The sequence below is a fragment of the Dehalobacter sp. CP genome (assembly GCF_047652685.1).
Lineage (GTDB): Bacteria > Bacillota > Desulfitobacteriia > Desulfitobacteriales > Syntrophobotulaceae > Dehalobacter.
This window is the reverse complement of the sequence record NZ_CP157399.1, coordinates 1,811,490-1,831,554: the sequence shown is the minus strand read 5'-3', so window position 1 is coordinate 1,831,554 and position 20,065 is coordinate 1,811,490. Positions and strand designations below refer to the sequence as shown.

At 44.2% G+C, this 20,065-nt stretch carries 21 protein-coding genes; 19 read left to right on the top strand and 2 right to left on the bottom strand.

Translation table 11 applies throughout. The annotated features are described in order from the left end of the window. Window positions 1-48 precede the first annotated feature (48 nt). The 10 genes from nirJ1 to AAH944_RS09055 all read left to right on the top strand — a co-directional run bounded on the left by nirJ1 (window position 49) and on the right by AAH944_RS09055 (window position 11,236). On the top strand, window positions 49-1,239 hold the full coding sequence (gene nirJ1 / locus AAH944_RS09100; RefSeq protein WP_415534507.1) for a putative heme d1 biosynthesis radical SAM protein NirJ1: 1,191 nt from the start codon (window positions 49-51) through the stop codon (window positions 1,237-1,239). A 21-nt stretch (window positions 1,240-1,260) separates the two neighbouring features. After that, window positions 1,261-2,262: a putative heme d1 biosynthesis radical SAM protein NirJ2 gene (nirJ2, locus tag AAH944_RS09095; protein ID WP_415534505.1), complete on the top strand. Its 1,002-nt coding sequence runs from the start codon at window positions 1,261-1,263 to the stop codon at window positions 2,260-2,262. After that, window positions 2,263-3,255, top strand: coding sequence for an Lrp/AsnC family transcriptional regulator (locus tag AAH944_RS09090; protein WP_415534503.1), 993 nt, complete (start codon window positions 2,263-2,265; stop codon window positions 3,253-3,255). A 186-nt stretch (window positions 3,256-3,441) separates the two neighbouring features. After that, window positions 3,442-5,103 carry a spore germination protein gene (locus AAH944_RS09085; protein WP_415537838.1) on the top strand — a complete coding sequence of 554 codons (1,662 nt, stop codon included), beginning with the start codon at window positions 3,442-3,444 and terminating at the stop codon, window positions 5,101-5,103. Continuing rightward, window positions 5,100-6,197, top strand: coding sequence for a GerAB/ArcD/ProY family transporter (locus tag AAH944_RS09080; RefSeq protein ID WP_415537836.1), 1,098 nt, complete (start codon window positions 5,100-5,102; stop codon window positions 6,195-6,197). Before AAH944_RS09085 ends, AAH944_RS09080 begins: the two co-directional genes overlap by 4 nt. Beyond that, window positions 6,194-7,369, top strand: coding sequence for a Ger(x)C family spore germination protein (locus AAH944_RS09075; protein ID WP_415534501.1), 1,176 nt, complete (start codon window positions 6,194-6,196; stop codon window positions 7,367-7,369). The genes AAH944_RS09080 and AAH944_RS09075 overlap by 4 nt, the downstream gene beginning before the upstream one ends. Window positions 7,370-7,552: 183 nt before the next feature. Continuing rightward, the gene (locus AAH944_RS09070; RefSeq protein ID WP_415534499.1) at window positions 7,553-8,581 is read left to right on the top strand and encodes a 3-deoxy-7-phosphoheptulonate synthase; all 1,029 of its coding nucleotides are present in this window, start codon (window positions 7,553-7,555) and stop codon (window positions 8,579-8,581) included. A 19-nt stretch (window positions 8,582-8,600) separates the two neighbouring features. Next, on the top strand, window positions 8,601-9,245 hold the full coding sequence (locus AAH944_RS09065; RefSeq protein WP_415534497.1) for a class II aldolase/adducin family protein: 645 nt from the start codon (window positions 8,601-8,603) through the stop codon (window positions 9,243-9,245). Window positions 9,246-9,265: 20 nt separating this feature from the next. Next, window positions 9,266-10,405, top strand: coding sequence for a GGDEF domain-containing protein (locus AAH944_RS09060; RefSeq protein ID WP_415534495.1), 1,140 nt, complete (start codon window positions 9,266-9,268; stop codon window positions 10,403-10,405). Between the two features lie 33 nt (window positions 10,406-10,438). Further along, window positions 10,439-11,236, top strand: a complete 798-nt coding sequence (locus tag AAH944_RS09055; RefSeq protein ID WP_415534493.1) for an inositol monophosphatase family protein — start codon at window positions 10,439-10,441, stop codon at window positions 11,234-11,236. Between the two features lie 44 nt (window positions 11,237-11,280). Here the strand turns inward: AAH944_RS09055 and AAH944_RS09050 are convergent, their stop codons facing one another. After that, window positions 11,281-12,807 (bottom strand): FAD-dependent oxidoreductase, encoded by a 1,527-nt coding sequence (locus tag AAH944_RS09050; RefSeq protein WP_415534491.1) that lies wholly within the window; start codon window positions 12,805-12,807, stop codon window positions 11,281-11,283. Between the two features lie 131 nt (window positions 12,808-12,938). Here AAH944_RS09050 and AAH944_RS09045 point away from each other — a divergent pair, with 131 nt between their 5' ends. The 7 genes from AAH944_RS09045 to ybaK all read left to right on the top strand — a co-directional run bounded on the left by AAH944_RS09045 (window position 12,939) and on the right by ybaK (window position 17,211). Further along, on the top strand, window positions 12,939-13,676 hold the full coding sequence (locus AAH944_RS09045; RefSeq protein ID WP_415534489.1) for an EcsC family protein: 738 nt from the start codon (window positions 12,939-12,941) through the stop codon (window positions 13,674-13,676). Between the two features lie 95 nt (window positions 13,677-13,771). Beyond that, complete coding sequence (locus AAH944_RS09040; protein ID WP_368294287.1) at window positions 13,772-14,044, top strand: putative signal transducing protein; 273 nt, start codon at window positions 13,772-13,774, stop codon at window positions 14,042-14,044. Between the two features lie 91 nt (window positions 14,045-14,135). Beyond that, the gene (locus tag AAH944_RS09035) at window positions 14,136-14,357 is read left to right on the top strand and encodes a tautomerase family protein (protein WP_025205828.1); all 222 of its coding nucleotides are present in this window, start codon (window positions 14,136-14,138) and stop codon (window positions 14,355-14,357) included. Window positions 14,358-14,375: 18 nt separating this feature from the next. Further along, a complete protein-coding gene (locus tag AAH944_RS09030; RefSeq protein ID WP_368294288.1) occupies window positions 14,376-15,221 on the top strand; it encodes a DegV family protein in 846 nt (281 codons plus the stop codon). A 224-nt stretch (window positions 15,222-15,445) separates the two neighbouring features. Further along, window positions 15,446-15,955, top strand: coding sequence for an HD domain-containing protein (locus AAH944_RS09025; protein WP_368294289.1), 510 nt, complete (start codon window positions 15,446-15,448; stop codon window positions 15,953-15,955). Between the two features lie 281 nt (window positions 15,956-16,236). Then, complete coding sequence (locus AAH944_RS09020) at window positions 16,237-16,686, top strand: Fur family transcriptional regulator (RefSeq protein WP_368294291.1); 450 nt, start codon at window positions 16,237-16,239, stop codon at window positions 16,684-16,686. Between the two features lie 48 nt (window positions 16,687-16,734). Next, window positions 16,735-17,211 carry a Cys-tRNA(Pro) deacylase gene (gene ybaK, locus AAH944_RS09015; protein ID WP_368294292.1) on the top strand — a complete coding sequence of 159 codons (477 nt, stop codon included), beginning with the start codon at window positions 16,735-16,737 and terminating at the stop codon, window positions 17,209-17,211. 95 nt (window positions 17,212-17,306) lie between these two features. Here the strand turns inward: ybaK and cls are convergent, their stop codons facing one another. Then, entirely contained in the window at window positions 17,307-18,764 is a 1,458-nt protein-coding gene (gene cls, locus AAH944_RS09010; protein ID WP_415534485.1) for a cardiolipin synthase, read from the bottom strand. A 156-nt stretch (window positions 18,765-18,920) separates the two neighbouring features. Here cls and AAH944_RS09005 point away from each other — a divergent pair, with 156 nt between their 5' ends. After that, entirely contained in the window at window positions 18,921-19,634 is a 714-nt protein-coding gene (locus AAH944_RS09005; protein WP_415534483.1) for a DUF2953 domain-containing protein, read from the top strand. Beyond that, window positions 19,627-20,061, top strand: a complete 435-nt coding sequence (gene ytfJ, locus AAH944_RS09000) for a GerW family sporulation protein (RefSeq protein WP_015043070.1) — start codon at window positions 19,627-19,629, stop codon at window positions 20,059-20,061. Before AAH944_RS09005 ends, ytfJ begins: the two co-directional genes overlap by 8 nt. Window positions 20,062-20,065 lie beyond the last annotated feature (4 nt).

Below are 20,065 nucleotides of genomic sequence, written 5' to 3'. Positions count from 1 at the left end.
TTTATAAGTAAAGGTTTTATTTAATTGGAAATAGTTGGGGGCATAAACATGATTAGTGTTACGAAGCTGTTATTTGATACCGAATATTTTGGAGATTCCTTGCGCTATAGTAAGCATGCTCATGGGGCCAGAAACGGAGCAACAGGTGATTCAGGACCGGTGGTTGTCTGGAATTCAACCCGGACTTGCAATTTACAGTGCGTCCATTGCTATATGGATTCAGATTCTCGGAAATATCACGGAGAACTGACAACGGAAGAAGCCAGGAGATTCATTGATGATTTAGCGGAATTTCACGTTCCTGTCTTGCTTTTTTCAGGCGGAGAGCCTTTGATGCGACCCGATTTTTTTGAACTTGCCGCCTATACGGCTCAGAAAGGAATCAGACCAACTTTATCTACGAACGGTACGTTGATAACACCGGAAGCTGCCCGGCGCATCAAAGAAATCGGCGTAGGTTATGTTGGAGTATCTCTTGACGGTCTGAGAGCGGTGAATGACAAGTTTAGGGGCAGAGAAGGGGCTTTTGCGGCTGCTATGGGAGGGATCCGGAACTGTGTGGAGGCAGATCAGCGCGTTGGTCTGCGCTTTACGATTAACCGTCATAATTATGAGGAACTGGATCGCATTTTTGATTTTATTGAAGCAGAAAAAATTGACCGTGTCTGTTTTTACCATCTGGTATACTCCGGACGGGGTAAGCAAATGGTCGCTGATGATATTGCTCCTGAAGAGTCGAGACAGGCGCTCGATACCATTATCCGCAGAACAAGAGACTTTGAAAAACGCGGACTGCACAAGGAAATCCTGACAGTTGATAATCACGCCGATGGTGTTTATCTCTATTTGCGGGCTTTATGTGAAGATCCGGCCAGAGCGGAGAAAATAAAGACACTCATCGGCTGCAATGGCGGAAATCGTTCTGGGATTGCGTTCGGAGAAGTTGATCCTTCAGGGCATGTACATCCGGATCAGTTTACGCAGCATATCTCGTTTGGCAATGTCCGAGAGAGAAAGTTCGGAGATATCTGGACTGACTTGAGCCAACCAGTGCTGGCAGGTTTGAAAGACCGTAAACCGCTTCTCAAAGGGCGATGTGCCGAGTGCCAGTATTTAGATTTCTGCAACGGTAATTTCCGTACCAGGGCAGAGGCTGTGACAGGTGATTTTTGGGAATCTGATCCGGCCTGTTACTTAACGGATGAAGAGATCGGAAAAAAGACTGCAGTTAATGATTGACGTTAGGAGAGGAAGAAGAATATGATTGTCTCTTGGAATACGACGAATGCCTGCAACATGTATTGTGATCACTGTTACCGCGATGCCGGATGCCGGGCCGAAGAGGAACTCAACACGGCTGAGGCCAGGACACTGCTGGAACAAATCGCCAAAGCAGGGTTTAAGATAATGATTTTTAGCGGCGGTGAACCACTCATGCGCCCAGATATTGTTGAACTAGTCGCCTATGCCAAAGAACTTGGTTTACGGCCTGTCTTCGGAACCAATGGTTCTTTGTTGACGGAAGATCTTGCCGCAAAGCTTAAAAAAGCCGGCGCCATGGGAATGGGAATTTCCCTTGATTCAATGAATCGAAAAAAGCAGGACGATTTCCGTCACTATGACGGAGCCTGGAACCAGGCTGTACAGGGTATGCGCAATTGCAAGGCAGTGGGACTTCCTTTCCAGGTGCATACAACAGTGATGGACTGGAATGCACATGAACTGGAAACACTTACGGATTTTGCGGTCCGGGAGGGAGCAGTGGCGCATCATTTTTTCTTTCTGGTGCCGACAGGCCGGGCAGTGTCTATAGAAGAAGAGTCTTTAAGGGCGGAAGCTTACGAAGAAGTGCTGACCAGGATCATGAAGAAGCAGCAAACCGTTGATATTGAACTGAAACCAACCTGTGCACCGCAGTTTATGCGAATTGCCAAACAGATGGGGGTAAACACCCGGTTCAGTCGCGGCTGTTTGGCCGGAACAGCATATTGCATTATCAGCCCGAAGGGTCAGGTACAGCCCTGTGCGTATTTGAATCTGCCTCTCGGTGATGTCCGGGACACACCTTTTGATGAAATATGGCGCAGCAATCTGGTTTTGCAAGAACTGCGCACGCTGGAGTATAAAGGCGGGTGCGGCAGCTGCGGGTATAAAAAAGTCTGCGGAGGCTGCCGGGCTCGTGCTGCTTTTTATGAAAACGGTGACTACATGGCTGAAGAGCCTTGGTGTTTATACCACGGCCGCAAGGGGGTCAGTTGCTAAATGGAGACAAAGGACCGGATTTTGCTGACCAGAATCCAGGCGGCCTTCCCGGTTGAGGAACGTCCTTATCAGGTTTTGGGAGAGATGCTGGGGCTAAACGAAGAAGAAACATGGCAGCGGGTTAACCAGCTCCGGCAAAAAGGAATGATCCGGCGGATAGGTGGAGTCTTTGATTCTCGTCGTCTTGGGTATTTCAGCACGCTTTGCGCGGCTAAGGTCCCGGAAGAAAAAATATCCATTCTTGCGGATTTTTTAATGGAAGTCCCCGGAGTTACGCATAATTATTTGCGGGATCATTGTTACAATATGTGGTTTACGGTCATCTCCCGGTCACAGGTTGGGCTGATGCAGCTTTTGGAGCAGGCAAAGAATATTTTGGGAAGTCCTGAAGTTTACAGCCTTCCCGCTATCCGGCTGTTCAAGATAGGCGTGCTGTTTGACCTGGAAAAGCGTACAAAGAATAAGCTGCCCATTGCAAATACCGACTATTCGTCTCAGGAAGGGCGGCCTGCTTTTCAGGCCAGGGAGGAGGATAAGGCCTTAATCCGCATTTTGCAGGGTGATTTGGCTCCGTCGCTTTGTCCTTTTTCTGAGGCAGCCTCCAGATTGGGATGGTCAGAAGAAAGTGTCCGGGCAAGAATCCAGGACTATAAGCGTGACGGGGTGCTGCGGCGTTTTGGTGCCATCCTGTATCACCGAAAAGCCGGATTTACTTCAAATGCGATGGGGGTATGGGTTGTTCCAGAAGCGCAGATTGAAGAAACCGGTCACATCATGGCCGCCTTTAAGGAAGTAAGCCATTGCTATCAACGCCCTGATCTTCCAGATTGGCCTTATAATCTATTTACCATGATCCATGGGCATTCACCGTCGGAGTGCAGGAAAACAATGGAGAGAATTTCTAAGGTTACAGGCATACGACAGTATGAGATGCTGTTCAGTCATGCTGAATTGAAAAAGACAAGCATGGAATATTTCAGGGAAGAAGAGTAGAACAGCTCATTTTTGGCGAGGGCGCAACGGGACTTAAGTTCTGTTGCGCCCTCGTTCCTTATGCTTTATTGATTTGTCTGTTATCCGGTGATTGTCTGCCGGTATCTTCTTCAGATTAGAGTAAAAACTGCATTAATAGCCAAACTAATCAGGATAGAATACTTGAATTTGGCGGTAGATGTCAGGATGTTTGATCAGCTTATCACGAGAATACGCAGCAAGAATATAGGAAAAGAAAAACCTTTGCTTGATGAACGATCCCAAGCTGGGGAGCATCTGTCAAGCGCAATTGGACATAACCGGCAGGCCCTGCAGCAGATTTTTGAAAAATGTTCGGATATTTCCTTCAGAGAATTTCAGCTGCACTCTACCAAAAAAATCAAAGCGTTTATTGTGTACGCAGACAGCCTGTGTAAGCCCGAAATTATTAATGACGCCATTTTAAAGCCGATCATGCTGGAGGTTTCTGCAAGGGAAAAGGATTTCCAAACAAAAAAAGATCCCAGGACGAACACAGGGATTAGTACGGATACGAGTCTCGGAACAAACGCCGGTGACATACCCGACATTGTTCTTCAGCATCTGCTATCCAATTACAAAGCCGATACGTTATCTTTGATTTCCGAAGCAGTAAACGCTGTGCTGGAGGACAATCTCGTTCTGATTATTGACGGGTACCCGATTGGCATTAAAGCTTCTGTCCAGGGCTATAACATCAGACAGATCAATGAGCCGACGACCGAACCAAACATTCGCGGGCCTAGGGATGGTTTCGTAGAAAATATCGGAACAAACTTAAGTCTTTTGAGACGCAGGATCCGGACCAGCCGTCTGAAGGCCGAGAACATGACAGTCGGAACATTGTCTAAAACGAAGGTAAATATTTGCTATATTCAGGGAGTAGCGAATGAAAAGGTTGTAGCCGAAGTTAAATCGCGTATTGAAGGCATCACGATCGACAACGTTCTGGACAGCAGCTATATTGAAGAATTTATTTCCGATGAGCCAATCAGTTTGTTTCCGCTTGTACAGTATACAGAACGGCCGGACAAGGCGGCAGCTTCGCTGTTTGAAGGCAGAATTGCCATTATCGTCGACAATTCACCCTCAGTATTAATCGTTCCATGTACTTTTATAGCATTGATACAGGCTTCTGAGGATTATTACTACAGTGCGTTGTTTGGTTCTTTTGCACGAATAGGCCGTTTCATCGCAATCAATATCGCTTTACTGGTTCCTGCAATTACAGTTGCAGCGTTTTCTATCAATCAGACGCTTATTCCGATATCCCTTCTAAATACGGTAGCCGGAGCTAGGGAAAATCTGCCGCTGCCCATTTCTATGGAAATATTTTTAATGGAACTGGTTTTTGAACTTCTGCGTGAGGCCGGGGTGCGATTGCCGAGGACTGTCGGCCAGGCAGTCAGTACGGTAGGAGGTTTGGTGATCGGGCAGGCCGCAGTCGATGCCGGGATTGTCAGTCCGACTTCAGTGGTAGTTGTCGGTCTGACAGCGATTGCATCGTTTACGTTCCCGGATTACAATGTCGGAACCAGCATCCGGATCATCCGTTTTGGCTTAATTATTATGGCCAGCGTTTTTGGAATTGTGGGAATTATCTTTGGGCTGATGATTCTGCTTACCCACCTTTGCAGTCTGCGTTCTTTTGGGGTACCGTATTTGTCGCCCATCGCGCCGCTGACACCGCGGGATCTGAAAGATACCGTTATCCGGGTGCCCTGGTGGGCAATGCTTACCCGACCCAGGTTCTTCGGAGGCAAGGAACCTTTGCGCAGCGATGCTAATCAGTTGAAGCAGAAACTTAAAAAGAGGGGGAATAGAAAATAGGCAAGGAACGAATATCTGGTACGCAAACCGCGATGCTGCTGTTTATTGTGATGACCTCAACCGCAATCCTGTTTATTCCGGGATTAACTGCGCTGACAGCCAAACAAAATTCCTGGCTAGAGATCCTCGGAGCAGGGATATTGACTTTTGGCATATTGATCATTTTGGCCAAGCTGGCACAGCGGTTTCCGGGACTCACAATAGCAGAATATCTGCCGCTCATTCTAGGAAAAATCGGAGGCAAGGCGCTGGCTGTTTCCTATATCCTATTTTTTATTGTCCTAAATATCCTCGTCGTTAGGGAAACTTCGGAATTTTTAACCGTATCCGCTTTATTTGGAACGCCGGGCATTCCTATCAATTTGGTATTTGTACTTATTTGCTGGTATTCTGCGCAAAAAGGGATTGAAGTGATTGCGCGGATGAACCAATTCATCCTGCCTCTATTTGTATTTGCTTATCTAATGGCCTGTATCTTGGCGATTCCGAAAGCAGATCCAAACAGTCTGCTTCCTATTTTGGAAGACGGGATCAGTCCGGTGATGCAGAATATATGGATACCGGTTCAATGGTATGGCGAGATTGCCGTATTGCTGATGTTAATCCCTCTGATGAACAAACCTCAGGAAGTGCTGAAGAAGGCATCCTACGCGGTTATTAGCACAATGCTTTTGTTGACTTTCGGATCGCTGGTTGTACTGACTGTCTTAGGGGCGGATGTGGCCGGTCAAATGATTTTTCCGATATGGTTTACTGTGAAAACAATTGAGTACGGGAATTACATTCAACGTATAGAATTATTGGTATTGCCGTTATGGCTGACTGGGATCATGGTCAAATCCTCTTTGCTTTTTTATGTAACGATACTCGCAGCCAGACAGTCAGTCGGCAGAAAGCATCCGAAACTTATTGCCGCTTCAGTGATGGTTATCGTATTTTCAGGGGCAGCGTTCCTTGTACCCAACACCATGGCGCTGCTGGAACTCCTGACAAAATACTGGCCGTACATATCTTTGTTATTTGAAGCTGTACTGCCGTTACTGCTGCTTGCTATTACATTAATCAGAAAGAAAAAAGGAGGCTGTATGCAGTGACATCAAAAGCAAAAAGATATGCCCGGATGATTCTTTTGATGCTGAGTTTGCTTTTCCTTACAGGCTGTTGGAGTAGAAATGAGGTTGAGGATTTGGCTATGCTGACTGGCGGGGCGATCGATTACTCGTCCGAAAAAGGTCAGGAAAAGTATGAGGGTCAATGGGTAATCATTCGTCCGCCAAGCTCCAGTAATTCAGACGGTGGTGCGTCTTCCAGCAAATCTACGGATCTGGTGTATAAAGGGGAAGGGGAAGCTGAAACATTTATGGAAAGCGTAATGGATATAAATAAACAGCTACCGCGTTTGCAGACCAGTAGCCATTCAGTATTTTTCATTTACGGGGAGAATATGGCTAAGGAAGTGACGGCCAAGGTGACGGAAAACTTTCTGCGTTTTCCTGAAAGCAGACCCAATGAATTGTTATTTGTGACCAAAGGAAATGCTGGGCTTTTTCTTCAGGCCAAGCCGGTACTTGTTTCGAATCTTTTTAAGCAGATAAAAAAACAGCAGGAGATTGCGCTTCGTACGGGAGTTTCAAGAGGGGTTACCTATCTGGAATTTTGTCAATGGCTCCTTAGCCCGGACCGGGATCCGGTGCTGCCGCAGATTAAATGGAATGATGTAAATCAAAGCGATAGTATTATGATTGAAGGCTTTGGCGTATTTCGAAGCGACAAACTTGTTGGCTGGCTGGACAGGGATGAGTCTAAAGGATACTTGCTTCTGACGCATGATTCTAAAGACAGCCTAATGACGTTTAAGTTTGAATACGGCTCCCAGATAATCAGTTACCAAATGGGGGTCTCCAAGCATAAAATCAAAGCAAAAATGGTTGATGGAAAACCAGTCTTTCATATATTAATCCAAACTTTCGGGACAATTCCTGAAACCGCTAATATCCAAATCTCCACGAAAAATGTCAAGCAAATGGAAGCAGCCGCTGCAGAAAGCATCAGAGAGGCGATGTTAAAGAGCATTTCAAAAGCTAGGTTGTATGACTCGGATTTTTTGGGTTTGATGCAGCACCTGCACCGTCATGAGCCGTCAGCTTGGAAGGAAGTCGAGGCTGACTGGCGGAAAGCCTTTCGGGAAGCAGAGATCGAAGTAGAGGTTCAAGCAAAGAATGTAGCGGAAGGGGACTTAAAGCAATCCTTTAATCTGAAGGACTAGGAACATTTCAGCGTATTCAAAATGGCCTTAAAGATTTCATGCAAATTAATAGATGTTAAAAAGAACCAGAATGTACTATAATTCCTAATATAATAGTTAATATTATCATGCTGCAGGATCGGTTCGGTTCAGACTTATCCGATTTACCGGCCTTCTTGATGATATAAAAGGAGAATGCATTTAATGAATATGAAATTTATCAAAAAAATACCAACGGCCGAGGAAATCATTGAACAGATACCGTTACCTGAACATATAAAAAAAATAAAACAGGACAGGGAAGAGCAGATCAGCAATATTTTAGAAAACAAGGATAACCGCTTTATTCTGATCATCGGACCCTGTTCGGCGGATAATGAGGACTCGGTATGTGAATATATTGGAAAGCTCGCTGTCATGCAGGAAAAAGTCAAGGATAAGATATTGATCATCCCGCGGATCTATACCAACAAGCCCCGTACTACGGGGGAAGGCTATAAGGGGATGGTCCATCAGCCCGACCCGAGCAAAGAACCTGATTTATGCGAGGGGATTATAGCCATCCGTAAGCTCCATATCCGAGCCCTGTCGGAATTCCATATGCCGGCAGCTGATGAAATGCTTTATCCGGAGAACTACACGTATCTTCTCGATGTGCTGGGTTACATTGCAGTCGGTGCCCGCTCTGTGGAGAATCAGCAGCACCGCTTAACCGTCAGCGGCGTATGTACACCGGTCGGCATGAAAAACCCAACGAGCGGGGACATAACGGTTATGCTGAATTCGATTTATGCCGCCCAGCAAGGGCATCATTTTATCTATAACGGCTGGGAAATAGAGACATCCGGTAATCCGCTTGCACATGCTATCCTAAGAGGGGCCGTGGATTCCTCCGGGAGAAATATCCCAAATTATCACTATGAGGATTTAATCTATGCCGCCTACGAATATGAAAGGCTCCAGCTGGCTAATCCAACAATCATTGTGGATACCAACCATGCCAATTCGATGAAACGCTTCTACGAACAGCCTCGGATCGCGCGGGAAGTTCTGACAAGCAGAACGTATGACCCGCTGTTGAATAAAATGATTAAAGGACTGATGATTGAGAGCTATCTGGTGGAAGGCAGGCAGGAGATCGGAACGAATATCTATGGAAAATCCATTACCGACGCCTGTCTGGGATGGGAGAAAACGGAAGAATTGATTTATAAAATAGCTGAAAATGTTTGAGCTTGGGGGATTAAGAACCATGCTTTTGGAAGAACAAAGGAAACAGGTCATTGATATTGCCAGACAGGCCCTTCAGTCCGGGTTAATTATGCGGACGATGGGAAATTTCAGCATGCGGGACTCGAAAACAGGCTATGTATGTATAACCCCGAGTGGGATGGATTACTCTGTGGTCAGACCGGAAGATATAGTTGTGATGGATACGCAGCAGATTGTGATCGATGGCAGCCGAAAACCTTCGATCGAAAGCGGGATGCATTGTCTTGCCTACCAGGAAAGACCGGATGTGCTCGGTGTTTGTCATACCCATTCCTGCTTTGCGACAGCCTGGGCCTGTGTGGAGGAACCTTTTCCGCTTGTCTTGGCCGAAATGGCTGCTGTGCTGGGTGGAAAACTTGAAACGGCCCCTTTTTTCCCGATGGGTTCCGAGGAGCTGGCTGAGGCTACGATCCAGACCCTTGGCATACAAAATGCTGTACTGATGAGCAATCACGGCCAGTTGACGGTAGGCCCGACGCTCGATAAAGCCCTGGCCAATGCGCAGCTTGTCGAAGAGGCTGCCAAGATTGCCTGCTATGCAGTCAGTATTGGAAAACAAAAAGTGATTTCTCCCGGGCAGGCCAATTTGCTTCAGCAGTGGATCTCGGAAAATTACGGACAGTAGAGAACAAAAGAGGGAAAACAATGAAGCTAAACCAAACGAACACGATAAACCGTTTCGGTGAATTTAAAGACAAAAAATTAGAGAAGGAGTACGAAGAGTCTGAGTTAATTGTTTTATTTAAATATCTCCGGCCAATCGTACTTTTTCTGGGAATCCTATATTTCCTTTTTGTTATTCCGGACTTCTTTTTTGTAAAGAACCCGAAAGCATTTCAATTGATATTTCTGGTAAGAGCCGTCTATTTGATCCTGATAGGTATATTTTTTTTCAGGATGAAATCCATAAAAAAGTATTCAACGCTGTGTTTCTGGGTTACGCTTTATGAAGTAATGGCATCTGTTGTATTTATTTTTGTCTTTTACCAATATGAATCTCCGGATTTTTTTATTCAAGCCTTTGGTATTATCGCGATTATTTTAGCGGTTTGTTTAGTCCCGAACCGTTGGATCAATATGATCATGGTCTCCGTATTTATTGCGGTCACTTTTTTTGCTGCCTCGATCTATTTCTTGGAGCAAATGGATGCTTCGGATTTTCCCGCGGCAATTTTTTATATCTTATTAGTGACGGCCCTGAGCAGTAGCGCTTCATTTAGGACCCACCTTTTTAAAAGAATCCATTTCCTAAACGGCAGAGATCTGATCCAACTGTCCATTAGAGATCCGTTAACGGGGATCTATAACAGGCTGAAATTTGATGATGAGCTTGATAAATGGATCTCCTATGCGAAAAGATATCCTTGTGATCTTTCACTTATGATTTTCGACATTGACTATTTTAAGAAAATTAACGATTGCTTTGGACATTTAACTGGGGATAAGGTTCTTACGGAGGTTACGGATCTGGTCAGAGGAATGATAAGAGAAACAGATATCTTCGCCCGCTGGGGAGGCGAGGAATTCGTTATTCTGCTACCGAATACCCATAAGAGTGAGGCTGTGGAAATAACAGAAAGAATAAGAAAGAGGATATCAGACTATGATTTCACTTCCGGCCATCTAACCTGCAGTTTCGGAGTAGATTCTTGGCGCAAGGAAGAAGAACGGGACAGTTTTGTGCAGCGTGTTGACACGCTATTGTTGAATGCTAAGGAGATGGGTAAAAACAATGTACAAAGTGACGATGTCCATTTAAACCAGCCAACACTGCTCACTGAATGAACACGGTCATTCGATCATCATAGGAGGAAAGATATGTCAGACTTTGAAAATATTTTGGGTAATGTTAAAACCTGGGTAAGAGAAGTCGGTAATCTTCAGAAAAAAAACTTCCGCAAGAAGAATCTTTATATCGAAACGAAGTCGACAGAAGTAGATTTGGTAACGGAGGTCGACAAGCTTTCGGAAGATTATTTTCTGAAAGCGATTCAGGATAAATACCCCAGCCACAGCATTCTGTCTGAGGAATCCGGAGTGCATCAGAACAAGGATTCGAATTATCTATGGATTATTGATCCGCTGGATGGAACGACGAATTACGCGCAGGGTCTACCGGTCTTTGCGGTATCGGTGGCACTTCAATATAAGGAAAAGACGGTGCTGGGCGTTGTTTATTTGCCGATGCTAGATCTGCTTTTCGAAGCGGTGACCGGTCAGGGAGCCAGCCTGAACGGCAAAAAAATAAACGTTGCCGCTAAATCCAGATTAAAGGAATGCCTGCTGTCCACCGGTTTCCCATACGACCAGTCTGAAAATCCGGACAACAATACGAACTATTTTGCATACTTTGTGCCCAGATCGAGGGGGATACGCAGAATTGGTTCCGCAGCCTATGACCTTGCCAACGTGGCCGCAGGAATCATTGACGGCTATTGGGAACTTAACTTAAGTCCCTGGGACGTTGCCGCTGGCATTCTGCTTGTTGAGGAAGCAGGCGGGAAAGTCGCGCTTCTTGAGAAAAAGAGAGGGATATCCCTGATTGCAGGGAATGAAAATATTGTTGGCCAGATATTTCAAGGAATGTCTTCGGTCGACCAGCAAGATATCAGTTGATGACTTTGAACCATTCAAAACCCTTGAGCAGAGGATTGCTGCCCTCACTCCTGAATGTGTTCTAATTTATTTTGCGCAGGACTGTCAATGATCTCACCCTCGTAGGTAAAACGGGATCCATGGCAGGGGCAGTCCCAGGATGCTTCAGCTGAATTCCACTGCAATTCACATCCCAGATGGGTGCAGGTCGTGTCGACAATATGCAGGACCCCTTGCTGGTCGCGATAAGCACCTGCTCGTTGGCCGTCATGTTCGATGATTTTGCCTTCGCCTCTGGGAATTTCCGCTATGCCCGGGACGGATGACAGCTTGCCGGAAATCAGGTGTTTGGCGACGTTCAGGTTTTCCTGGACAAAGTTTTTGGCTGAGGCGACCGGCGTAAAGCGGGAAGGGGAATACACATTCATCCAGGGGCTGTAGCTGTTCAGGATCAGGTCCCGGAAAATAAGAGCGGCGGCCGTACCTGTGGTCATTCCCCATTTGCCAAACCCTGTAGCGACGTAGACATCAGGCGTATCGGTCGTGAGATTACCGATATAAGGGACTTCATCCATCGTCGTATAATCCTGTGTGGACCACCGGTAAGGGATATCCTCAACCTCAAAAAGCTGCCTGGCAAAATCTCTGAGTTTTAGGTAATGATTGTGGGTATCTTCTCCCTGCCCCGTCTTGTGATGTTCGCCGCCAACAATTACCAAATTGTTTTCCTTGTCGTGTTGAGAACGTAGGGAACGGGTCGGGTCTTCAGCAGAAATATACATGCCTCCGGGATAATCTCCTTTGATTCTGACACCTAAAGCATAAGAACGTTCGGGATAGAGTCTCGTGAAAAATAAACCCATAGCCTCATAAAAAGGGTAATGAGACGCGATAATAACCTTTGATGCAGCAATTCTTGGCCCGTTATCGGTGAGCACTAAACAAGGGGTGCCTTGCTGAATGTCAACAGCTTTGGTTTGTTCAAAAATATGACTTCCCTTTCCAGGTATTTCCTTGGCAAGTGCGAGCAAATATTTTCGCGGATGAAACTGAGCCTGGTCATCAAAACGAACAGCGCCTTTAATCGGGAGCGGGAGAGGAATTTCCCGCAGGAAAGAAGCTTTGATGCCGAAAGTCTCAGCGATTTTGGCTTCTTCCATGATTTCCGGAATATAACGATCCTGCTGTGTAAAAATATAGGCACTTTGCCGTACAAAATCGCAGTCTATGTTGTTATCCTGAATCAGTCCGGCAATCAACTGTAGGGCAATTTCATTGGCTTGCGCATACTGTCGGGCTTTTTCTTCCCCAAATTTTTTCTGCAGCTTAGCATAGATTAAGGAATGCTGTGAAGTAATCTTGGCGGTCGTATGACCTGTAGTCCCTTGAAGAATGCGGTCGGCCTCAAGGACAACCACCTTATATCCTTCCTTTTTTAAAAGAAAAGCAGAAGTAATCCCTGCGATTCCGCCGCCAATGACTGCAATATCGGCTTCAACATCCTCATTCAGAGCCGGATACTCGGTCCGGGGTGTCGAAGCCATCCAGTAAGACTGAGGCACTCTTCGGAAATCTGTCGGATAATTTTCCATCGGTTTATCCTCCTGAAAGTGAATAATCTTTGAATCTTACGGTATTATCTTTAGCAGATGAAATAAAAATATCCAATGACCCGGCAATCGTGTAAAATAGTCTTATGATAAGCGACGAAGGAGATACATCGGTGGAAGCATATGATGAGAAGGTGCTCGCAGAACTGAAAAAATGGCAGAGAAAAATGACCAGGAACGCATCGCTGACCGACAGGGTAGCAAAAAATATTCAGAACAGAACGAACAGGCTGATTCCGGATAAAGCTCATGAAATTATCACAGCTGCGATCAAAAATATGGTGGGGGCTGTTTTGACAGGATCCGAATTTACGACAAGGGAACCGCTTAAAAATATTGACCTGAAGGAACGAGACAGACTTGCTTTGGCTAAAATCAGCGTCTACAAAAAAACGGCCAGTCTGGAAGGGGCGGGCACAGGAGCAGGCGGCATCTTGCTTGGATTTGCAGATTTTCCTCTGCTCTTAAGTATCAAGATTAAGTTCTTATTTGAGATGGCAAGCATTTATGGATTTGATATCAAAGATTTAAGGGAAAGACTATATATCCTGCACCTGTTTCAGCTGGCTTTTTCCAGCAGAGAGAAACGGATGCAGGTCTTTCAAAGAATTTTGGACTGGGATGAATACATTTACAGGCATCCTATTTCAATGGAAACAGTTGACTGGCGCACTTTTCAGCAGGAATACAGAGATTATATTGATCTCGCCAAGCTTTTGCAGCTGGTACCTGTCATCGGAGCTTTTGTCGGTGCAGTAGCGAATTACCGGTTGCTTGGGGAACTAGGCGATACGGCTATGAATGGCTACCGTCTGAGATTATTAAAAGATAAGATAGATACTATGATCTGATTACAAACCCCGATAATTCAATTCGATTATGCTATAGATTAAATCATAACGGAAAATATACCGATATGAATTTGGCGCGGAAAAGGAGGATACGAATGAAGGAACCCGCTGAACAAGATCGTAACGCTGAACTTGAAGAATGGATATTAATCACTGAAGCCGCGAATGAAATTGAGGCGGATATTATTGAATCTATCCTTGATTCTGAAGAAATTCCCTGCTATAAAAGGTACAATGAAGCCGGGGATTATCTTCGAATCTATATGGGGATGACCAATTTCGGTGTGGAAATCTATATCCCGGGAAATCTGAAGGAAAAGGCGGAAGGCCTTCTGAATTCAATAAATACGCAAGACGACCAGGAATAACAAATATTCTATGCGAGTTTTAAGATTTGTGTTATAACTTAGAGTGTGATAGATAATCATTATTCAATTTATTTCAAAGGGGGAGTTTATCATGCCGCATATCATCGTTAAATTATGGCCCGGCCGAAGTGACGAACAAAAAATAGCCTTAGCCGACAAAATGGCCGAGGCGATGACGGAAATAATGGGAATTCCCGATAAGAATATTTCGGTTTCTTTTGAAGAAGTAGCCAAGGAAAAGTGGACCGAAGAGGTTTATAATACCGACATCCTGGCCAAAGAAAGTCTGTTGTATAAAAAGCCGGGTTATTAATGTTTAGGAGTGGTGTGAATGCGGAAGGTTAAGATTATAACCGACAGTACCAATGACCTTTCAGCAGAATTGCTTCAAGAATATGATATTGATGTTGTTCCGCTGCATGTTGATTTTGGAGAAGAAACCTACAGGGATGGCATAGACTTAATTCCGGCAAGGCTTTTTCAGCTTGTGGAAGAAAAAAAGTTGCTTCCGAAGACGGCAGCTCCTTCACCGTATGCGTATGCAGAATGTTTTCGGGAATATTTTGATCAGGGGCAGGACATTATTGTAATCACCATTTCTGCTCAGATGTCCTCATCTTACCAAAATGCCGCCCTTGCTGCCTCGGAATTTCCACAGGGAAGAATCTGGGTAATTGATTCCCAAAACCTGTCTACAGGCATAGGAGCTTTGGTGATTACAGCTGCCGAATATGCCCGACAGGGGCTCCAGGCGGAAGAAATTTCGGCAAAGATCCGGGATTCGGTTGCCAAGGTCCATGTGAGCTTTGTGATCGATACGCTGGAATACCTTTATAAAGGCGGCAGGTGTAATGTTCTGCAGAACCTAATGGGTAGCGTCCTGAAAATCCGGCCGACCATCGGTGTAGAAAATGGGAAAATGCTTGTCGTTGATAAAGTGCGCGGAGAAAAGAAAAAGGCCTTGGATAAATTGATTGAGAATGCCAGGCGGGATTCTGTAGATTCAAAACAAATCTTCATCACCCACTCCCTGGGAAGTGAAGAGGAAGCCGTCTACTTGAAGTGCGCGTTGCAGGATATTTATCCGTATAAAGAAATTCTGATCACCAATGCAGGCTGCGTGATTTCCAGTCACTGCGGCCAAAAGACAATCGGTGTGATTTATATCAGAAAATAAAACGCCAAAAATGATGGTGCTTTTCAGCTACTTAATCGTAATTACTTAAAAATAGTATTGCGTTATGCCAAATAATAATGCCAAATAATAATAAAGAAATTACAATTTTGACAAAACGTTTACGGAAATGTAACGAAAGTGCTATTAAATTGTAACAAAAGACCATTGAAATCATGGTTTGTTTCTAATATAATAAGTTCTAGTTAATAAAGTTAGGAGCAATCATGGAAAAATTATTAGTAAAGTATGATGATTATTTTCTTGCAGTAGCCAGACCCATTATCGAGCACGATGAATACCAGAAAATGAAAGTGATCCCGCATCACCATGGCTCAGTCTTTGAGCATTCTCTGGACGTTGCTTACCTGTCTTATAAGATTGCCATGAAGTTCAGACTCGATGTCATTTCGACGATCAGAGGGGCACTTCTTCACGACTTCTACTTATACAAGTTTAAGAAAAGAGAAGACAAGAACCTGCTCGCAGAAAGCTACCGGCATTCACGCAATCATCCGAAGATCGCGGTGAAAAATGCGCAGAAATACTTTGAACTGAACAAAAAAGAACAGGATATCATTTCCAATCATATGTTCCCAGTCGGACTGCCAAGAAGTTATGAAGCCTGGGTAACCACAATCGCAGATAAAAGCCTGGCGCTGACCGAATACACCACGAGAGTATACTGCTTTGCCTATCTGAAACTGTATCTGCATCTGGTTCAAAAATCTGCTTAACGCGAATACATTAAAAAATTTATACTGATAACTTTAAAGTATTCAATAAAATCGAATTAAATAGAATCGAATTAATAAAATATAGAAGAATCTAATAATAATCACCATGATCGACGAAGAATGAAATCAACCCATCAGATTCAGAATGTTAACCGGTTTGACCGGTTTTTCTGTTTTGGGACAGAAATAAGCTCTGCTGAACAAAAGCCCGACGGTACGGTTGTTTTTGATGAAAGATATGGTAAAATCTGAATAGAACAAAGAGAACGGGGTGTTTTCTTATGACAGTCAAAGAGTTAAATCAGCTCTTAAAGGAAAAAGGCTATAAATTTACCAGCCAAAGACAGTATGTTTTTGAGGTAGTAACGGAAAATCAGGGAAAGCACCTGAACAGTCAGGAGATTTTCGAGCTTGTCCGTAATAGATTTCCCGAAATTGGTGTTGCTACCGTCTACAGGACGCTATCGCTGTTGGAAGCGATGGGGCTGATTTACGGTGTTGATTTTGAAGATGGATTCCGCAGGTACGATATCGTGAAAGATGACGAGGAACACCGGCACCACCATTTGATTTGTCTGGAGTGCGGAGCCATTAAAGAAGTCGAGGAAGATTTGCTGGGAACAATTGAAGAAAATATTATGAAGAAGAATAAATTCAAAGTAATTAACCACCGTGTTAAGTTTTATGGTTATTGCGAAAAATGTCTGGCAAAGATCGAACGTGATCAATGATCATTAACGTAAAGAAATTATGATGTCATAAGGCATGGATGAAGAATAATGGCAGTAAATCAAAAAACGAACGTCGTAAGGATCCTTAAATCAAAAGAGATCCGGCATGAAGTCTATGAATATGAAGTGGAAGACGGACTGATAGACGCTGTATCCGTAGCCCGGAAGATGGGATTTGACCCGGAACGGGTATTTAAAACGCTTGTTACAACCGGAAAAACAACAGGGACCAATGTTTTCATTATCCCTGGAAATTGCGAGCTGAATTTAAAAAAAGCTGCCGAGGCAGCCGGGGACAAAAATATTGAGATGCATAAATCTAAAGAACTTTTGCCGCTCACGGGCTATATTCACGGCGGCTGTTCCCCTATCGGGATGAAGAGGGATTTTCCGACCTATCTTGAGGAGATGGCCTCGGAATATGATTACATCATTATCAGTGCGGGAAAAATCGGGATGCAAGTGAAACTTGATACGGCGGAACTCGTCAAACTGACGGATGCCAAACTGGCTGACCTTGTATAGTTCAGTCGGCTTTCTACTTTCTAGAACCGGTTAGAACTTCTCAATTGAGAATTATCTGTAAGAGCATCCTGGTAAGAACAAATCTTTATACTTCGCTATAGTACCGGTGCCAGAAGTCGCGAAATGGACTCTTTAAACTTGATCAGACCGGAACGCTTCGCATATTTCTCGGGCGTCAGTTCGGTACATAAAAGCAGATCTTCATTATAAATTTTGCAGAGATTTTCCGAAATGCCGACATCATAAATAAATGCATTGACTTCAAAATTCAGTCGGAAGCTTCTGATGTCAAAATTCGCCGTACCGACAGAGGCAATTTTTTTATCGACCACGATGGTTTTCGAGTGCAGAAAACCGTTATTGTAGATATAGATCTTGGCCCCGGCTTTGATCAGTTCCCCGACAAAGGAATATGTTGCCCAGTAGACAAAAATATGATCCGGTTTGTTCGGGATCATTATTTTTACGTCGACACCGGACAGCGCGGCAATTTTCAGAACTTCGAGGATACTGGAGTCAGGCACAAAATAAGGCGTGTGAATATAGATAGATTTCTTGGCGGAGTTGATCATTTTGATATAACCCTGCTTGATTTCTTCATGGGGAGAATCCGGGCCGGAGGAGACGATCTGAATACCGCTCGTTCCGACAACTGCTGGTTCCGGGTAATACTTTGCCGAATGCTTGATTTTTTCACCTGAAGCAACTTTCCAGTCGAGCAGGAATCTTGTCTGCATACTGAGAACGGCGGTGCCTGTTATTTTGAGGTGAGTATCACGCCAATAACCCATCTTTTTCTTCAGGTTGATGTATTCATTGCCGACATTGAAGCCGCCGATATAACCTATCTGACCGTCAATGATCACTAGTTTGCGGTGGTTTCTGTAATTGAGCCTCAGGTTAATATAACTCAGAAATGAAGGGAAAAATTTTTCGACACTTCCGCCGGCATCAATCAGCGGCTGAAAATCATCCTTCCGCAGTTTGTTACCGAAGGAATCAACCAGTAGCCTGACTTCAAGGCCTTCTTTGGCTTTTTCGGTCAGAATTTTGATTAATTGCAGCCCCAACGAATCTCTTTTAATAATAAAATACAGAACGTGAATATGGTCTTTGGCTTCGAGGATCGTGCGGAAAAGGTCTTCAAATTTCTTTCTGCCGTTTGTAAATATTTCTACGCTATTGTCCTGGGAAAAGAGTGCCTGGCTCTGAATCTGATGTAGCAGAATCATATCTTTGTAGTTTTCCATCGCTGGGTCATTAAAGGTCAATCTTCCGGACTGAAGATCTTCAATTTCTTTGTTTAAAAGCGCAGCGTATTTCAAATGTTCCTTCGCTCCGAGTTGGAACATTTTTTTGCGTGTCAAATTCTGAGAAAACATAAAATATAGAATCGCTCCACCAGCGGGGAACAAAAATAAAACAAGAATCCAGGCCAAGGTGGAGGTTGGATTTCTTCTTTCTAAAAAAATAACGGTACAGGCCAGTAAAATATTGATCATATATAGAACGGTAACAACGTGGGAACTGAGTTCGGTAAAGGATAGTGTCATTATATCGTTCCTCTCAAACAAAATACCTGTTTATTCTTTTATATCAGAAAGATGTCAAGCTGGCAATTATTTTGTAAAATGGCGAAATTTTCATAGAACGGCACAATACTGGGAATACCATAGAGAGGACGAAATATTTCTAAGCGGAGGCAAGTCATGACGATTCTTGCACTGCTCACAGCTTGCTTGATTTGGCTGCTGGTTTTAGCGCTGTTCAAAATCAATCTGGTCATCGATTATACTTTCAAAAATTTTAGCAGTGTGCTGAAGATCCATTATCAAGCTGCATTGTTCCGGTCCAATCTAGAGATAAACATTCCGGCGGAGATGGTCTCGACCGGCTTTCTTTATTTTCTGTTGAACAGCATAGAAAATATACAGCAAAACGACTGTCCTGACGGGAAACCAGCACCTGGCAGAAAATCAAAAAATAATGCTGACTCGACCAGAAAACGCTACCGGTTGATAAAGCATTTTCTGCGGGAGGCTGTTCGTCATTACGGCTATTCCTCCGCAAGTATCAGACGGCTGCAACAAGGTTTTTCCAAAATCATCCGCTCTTTTTATTGCAAAATGACAGTTCATTCCCTCCAGGTCGATCTTGAGCTTGGCGGCAGGGATGCTGCCGAGACGGGTTACTTGACGGGAGCCTGCTGGACAGCCTTTGGGTTTATCTCGGCAAGACTGCACAGGTATATCTCGCTAAAGCAAGATGACTTTATATACCGGGTAATTCCGAATTTTACCGAAAATATATTTTTATTTAGACTTTGCTGCATATTAAATCTAAAAAGCAGCCATATTATTTTTACAGGCTATAAATTCCTATTAATGATCTTAAAAAACAGGAGGACTAGGAATTATGGATGAACATCCAATTGAAAATCTGATGCAGACAGCGATGGATAGTATCCAAAAAATGATAAATGTAAACACAGTGATTGGAGACCCGGTCGAAACACCAAGTGGCTCTGTGATTATACCTGTTTCCAGGGTATCCTGCGGTTTTGCAGCCGGCGGCAGCGAATTCTCTTCCGCTGAGGGAGAAAAAGAGGAGGAGAAAAAAAATGAAAACGCTTCCAAGATGCCTTTTGGTGGAGGAAGCGGCGGTGGAGTATCGGTAAAACCTGTAGGTTTTCTGGTTGTAAACCAAAATCAGGTCCGACTGCTTCCGGTCGAAGGAAATATGATTGCAGAACGCATCATTGACGAAATGCCTAATCTAATGGATAAATTGTCCCATATGGTCAATAGAAAGAGATTCCACCGTGAAGACGGGTATGAAGAAAGATGCTAATAAA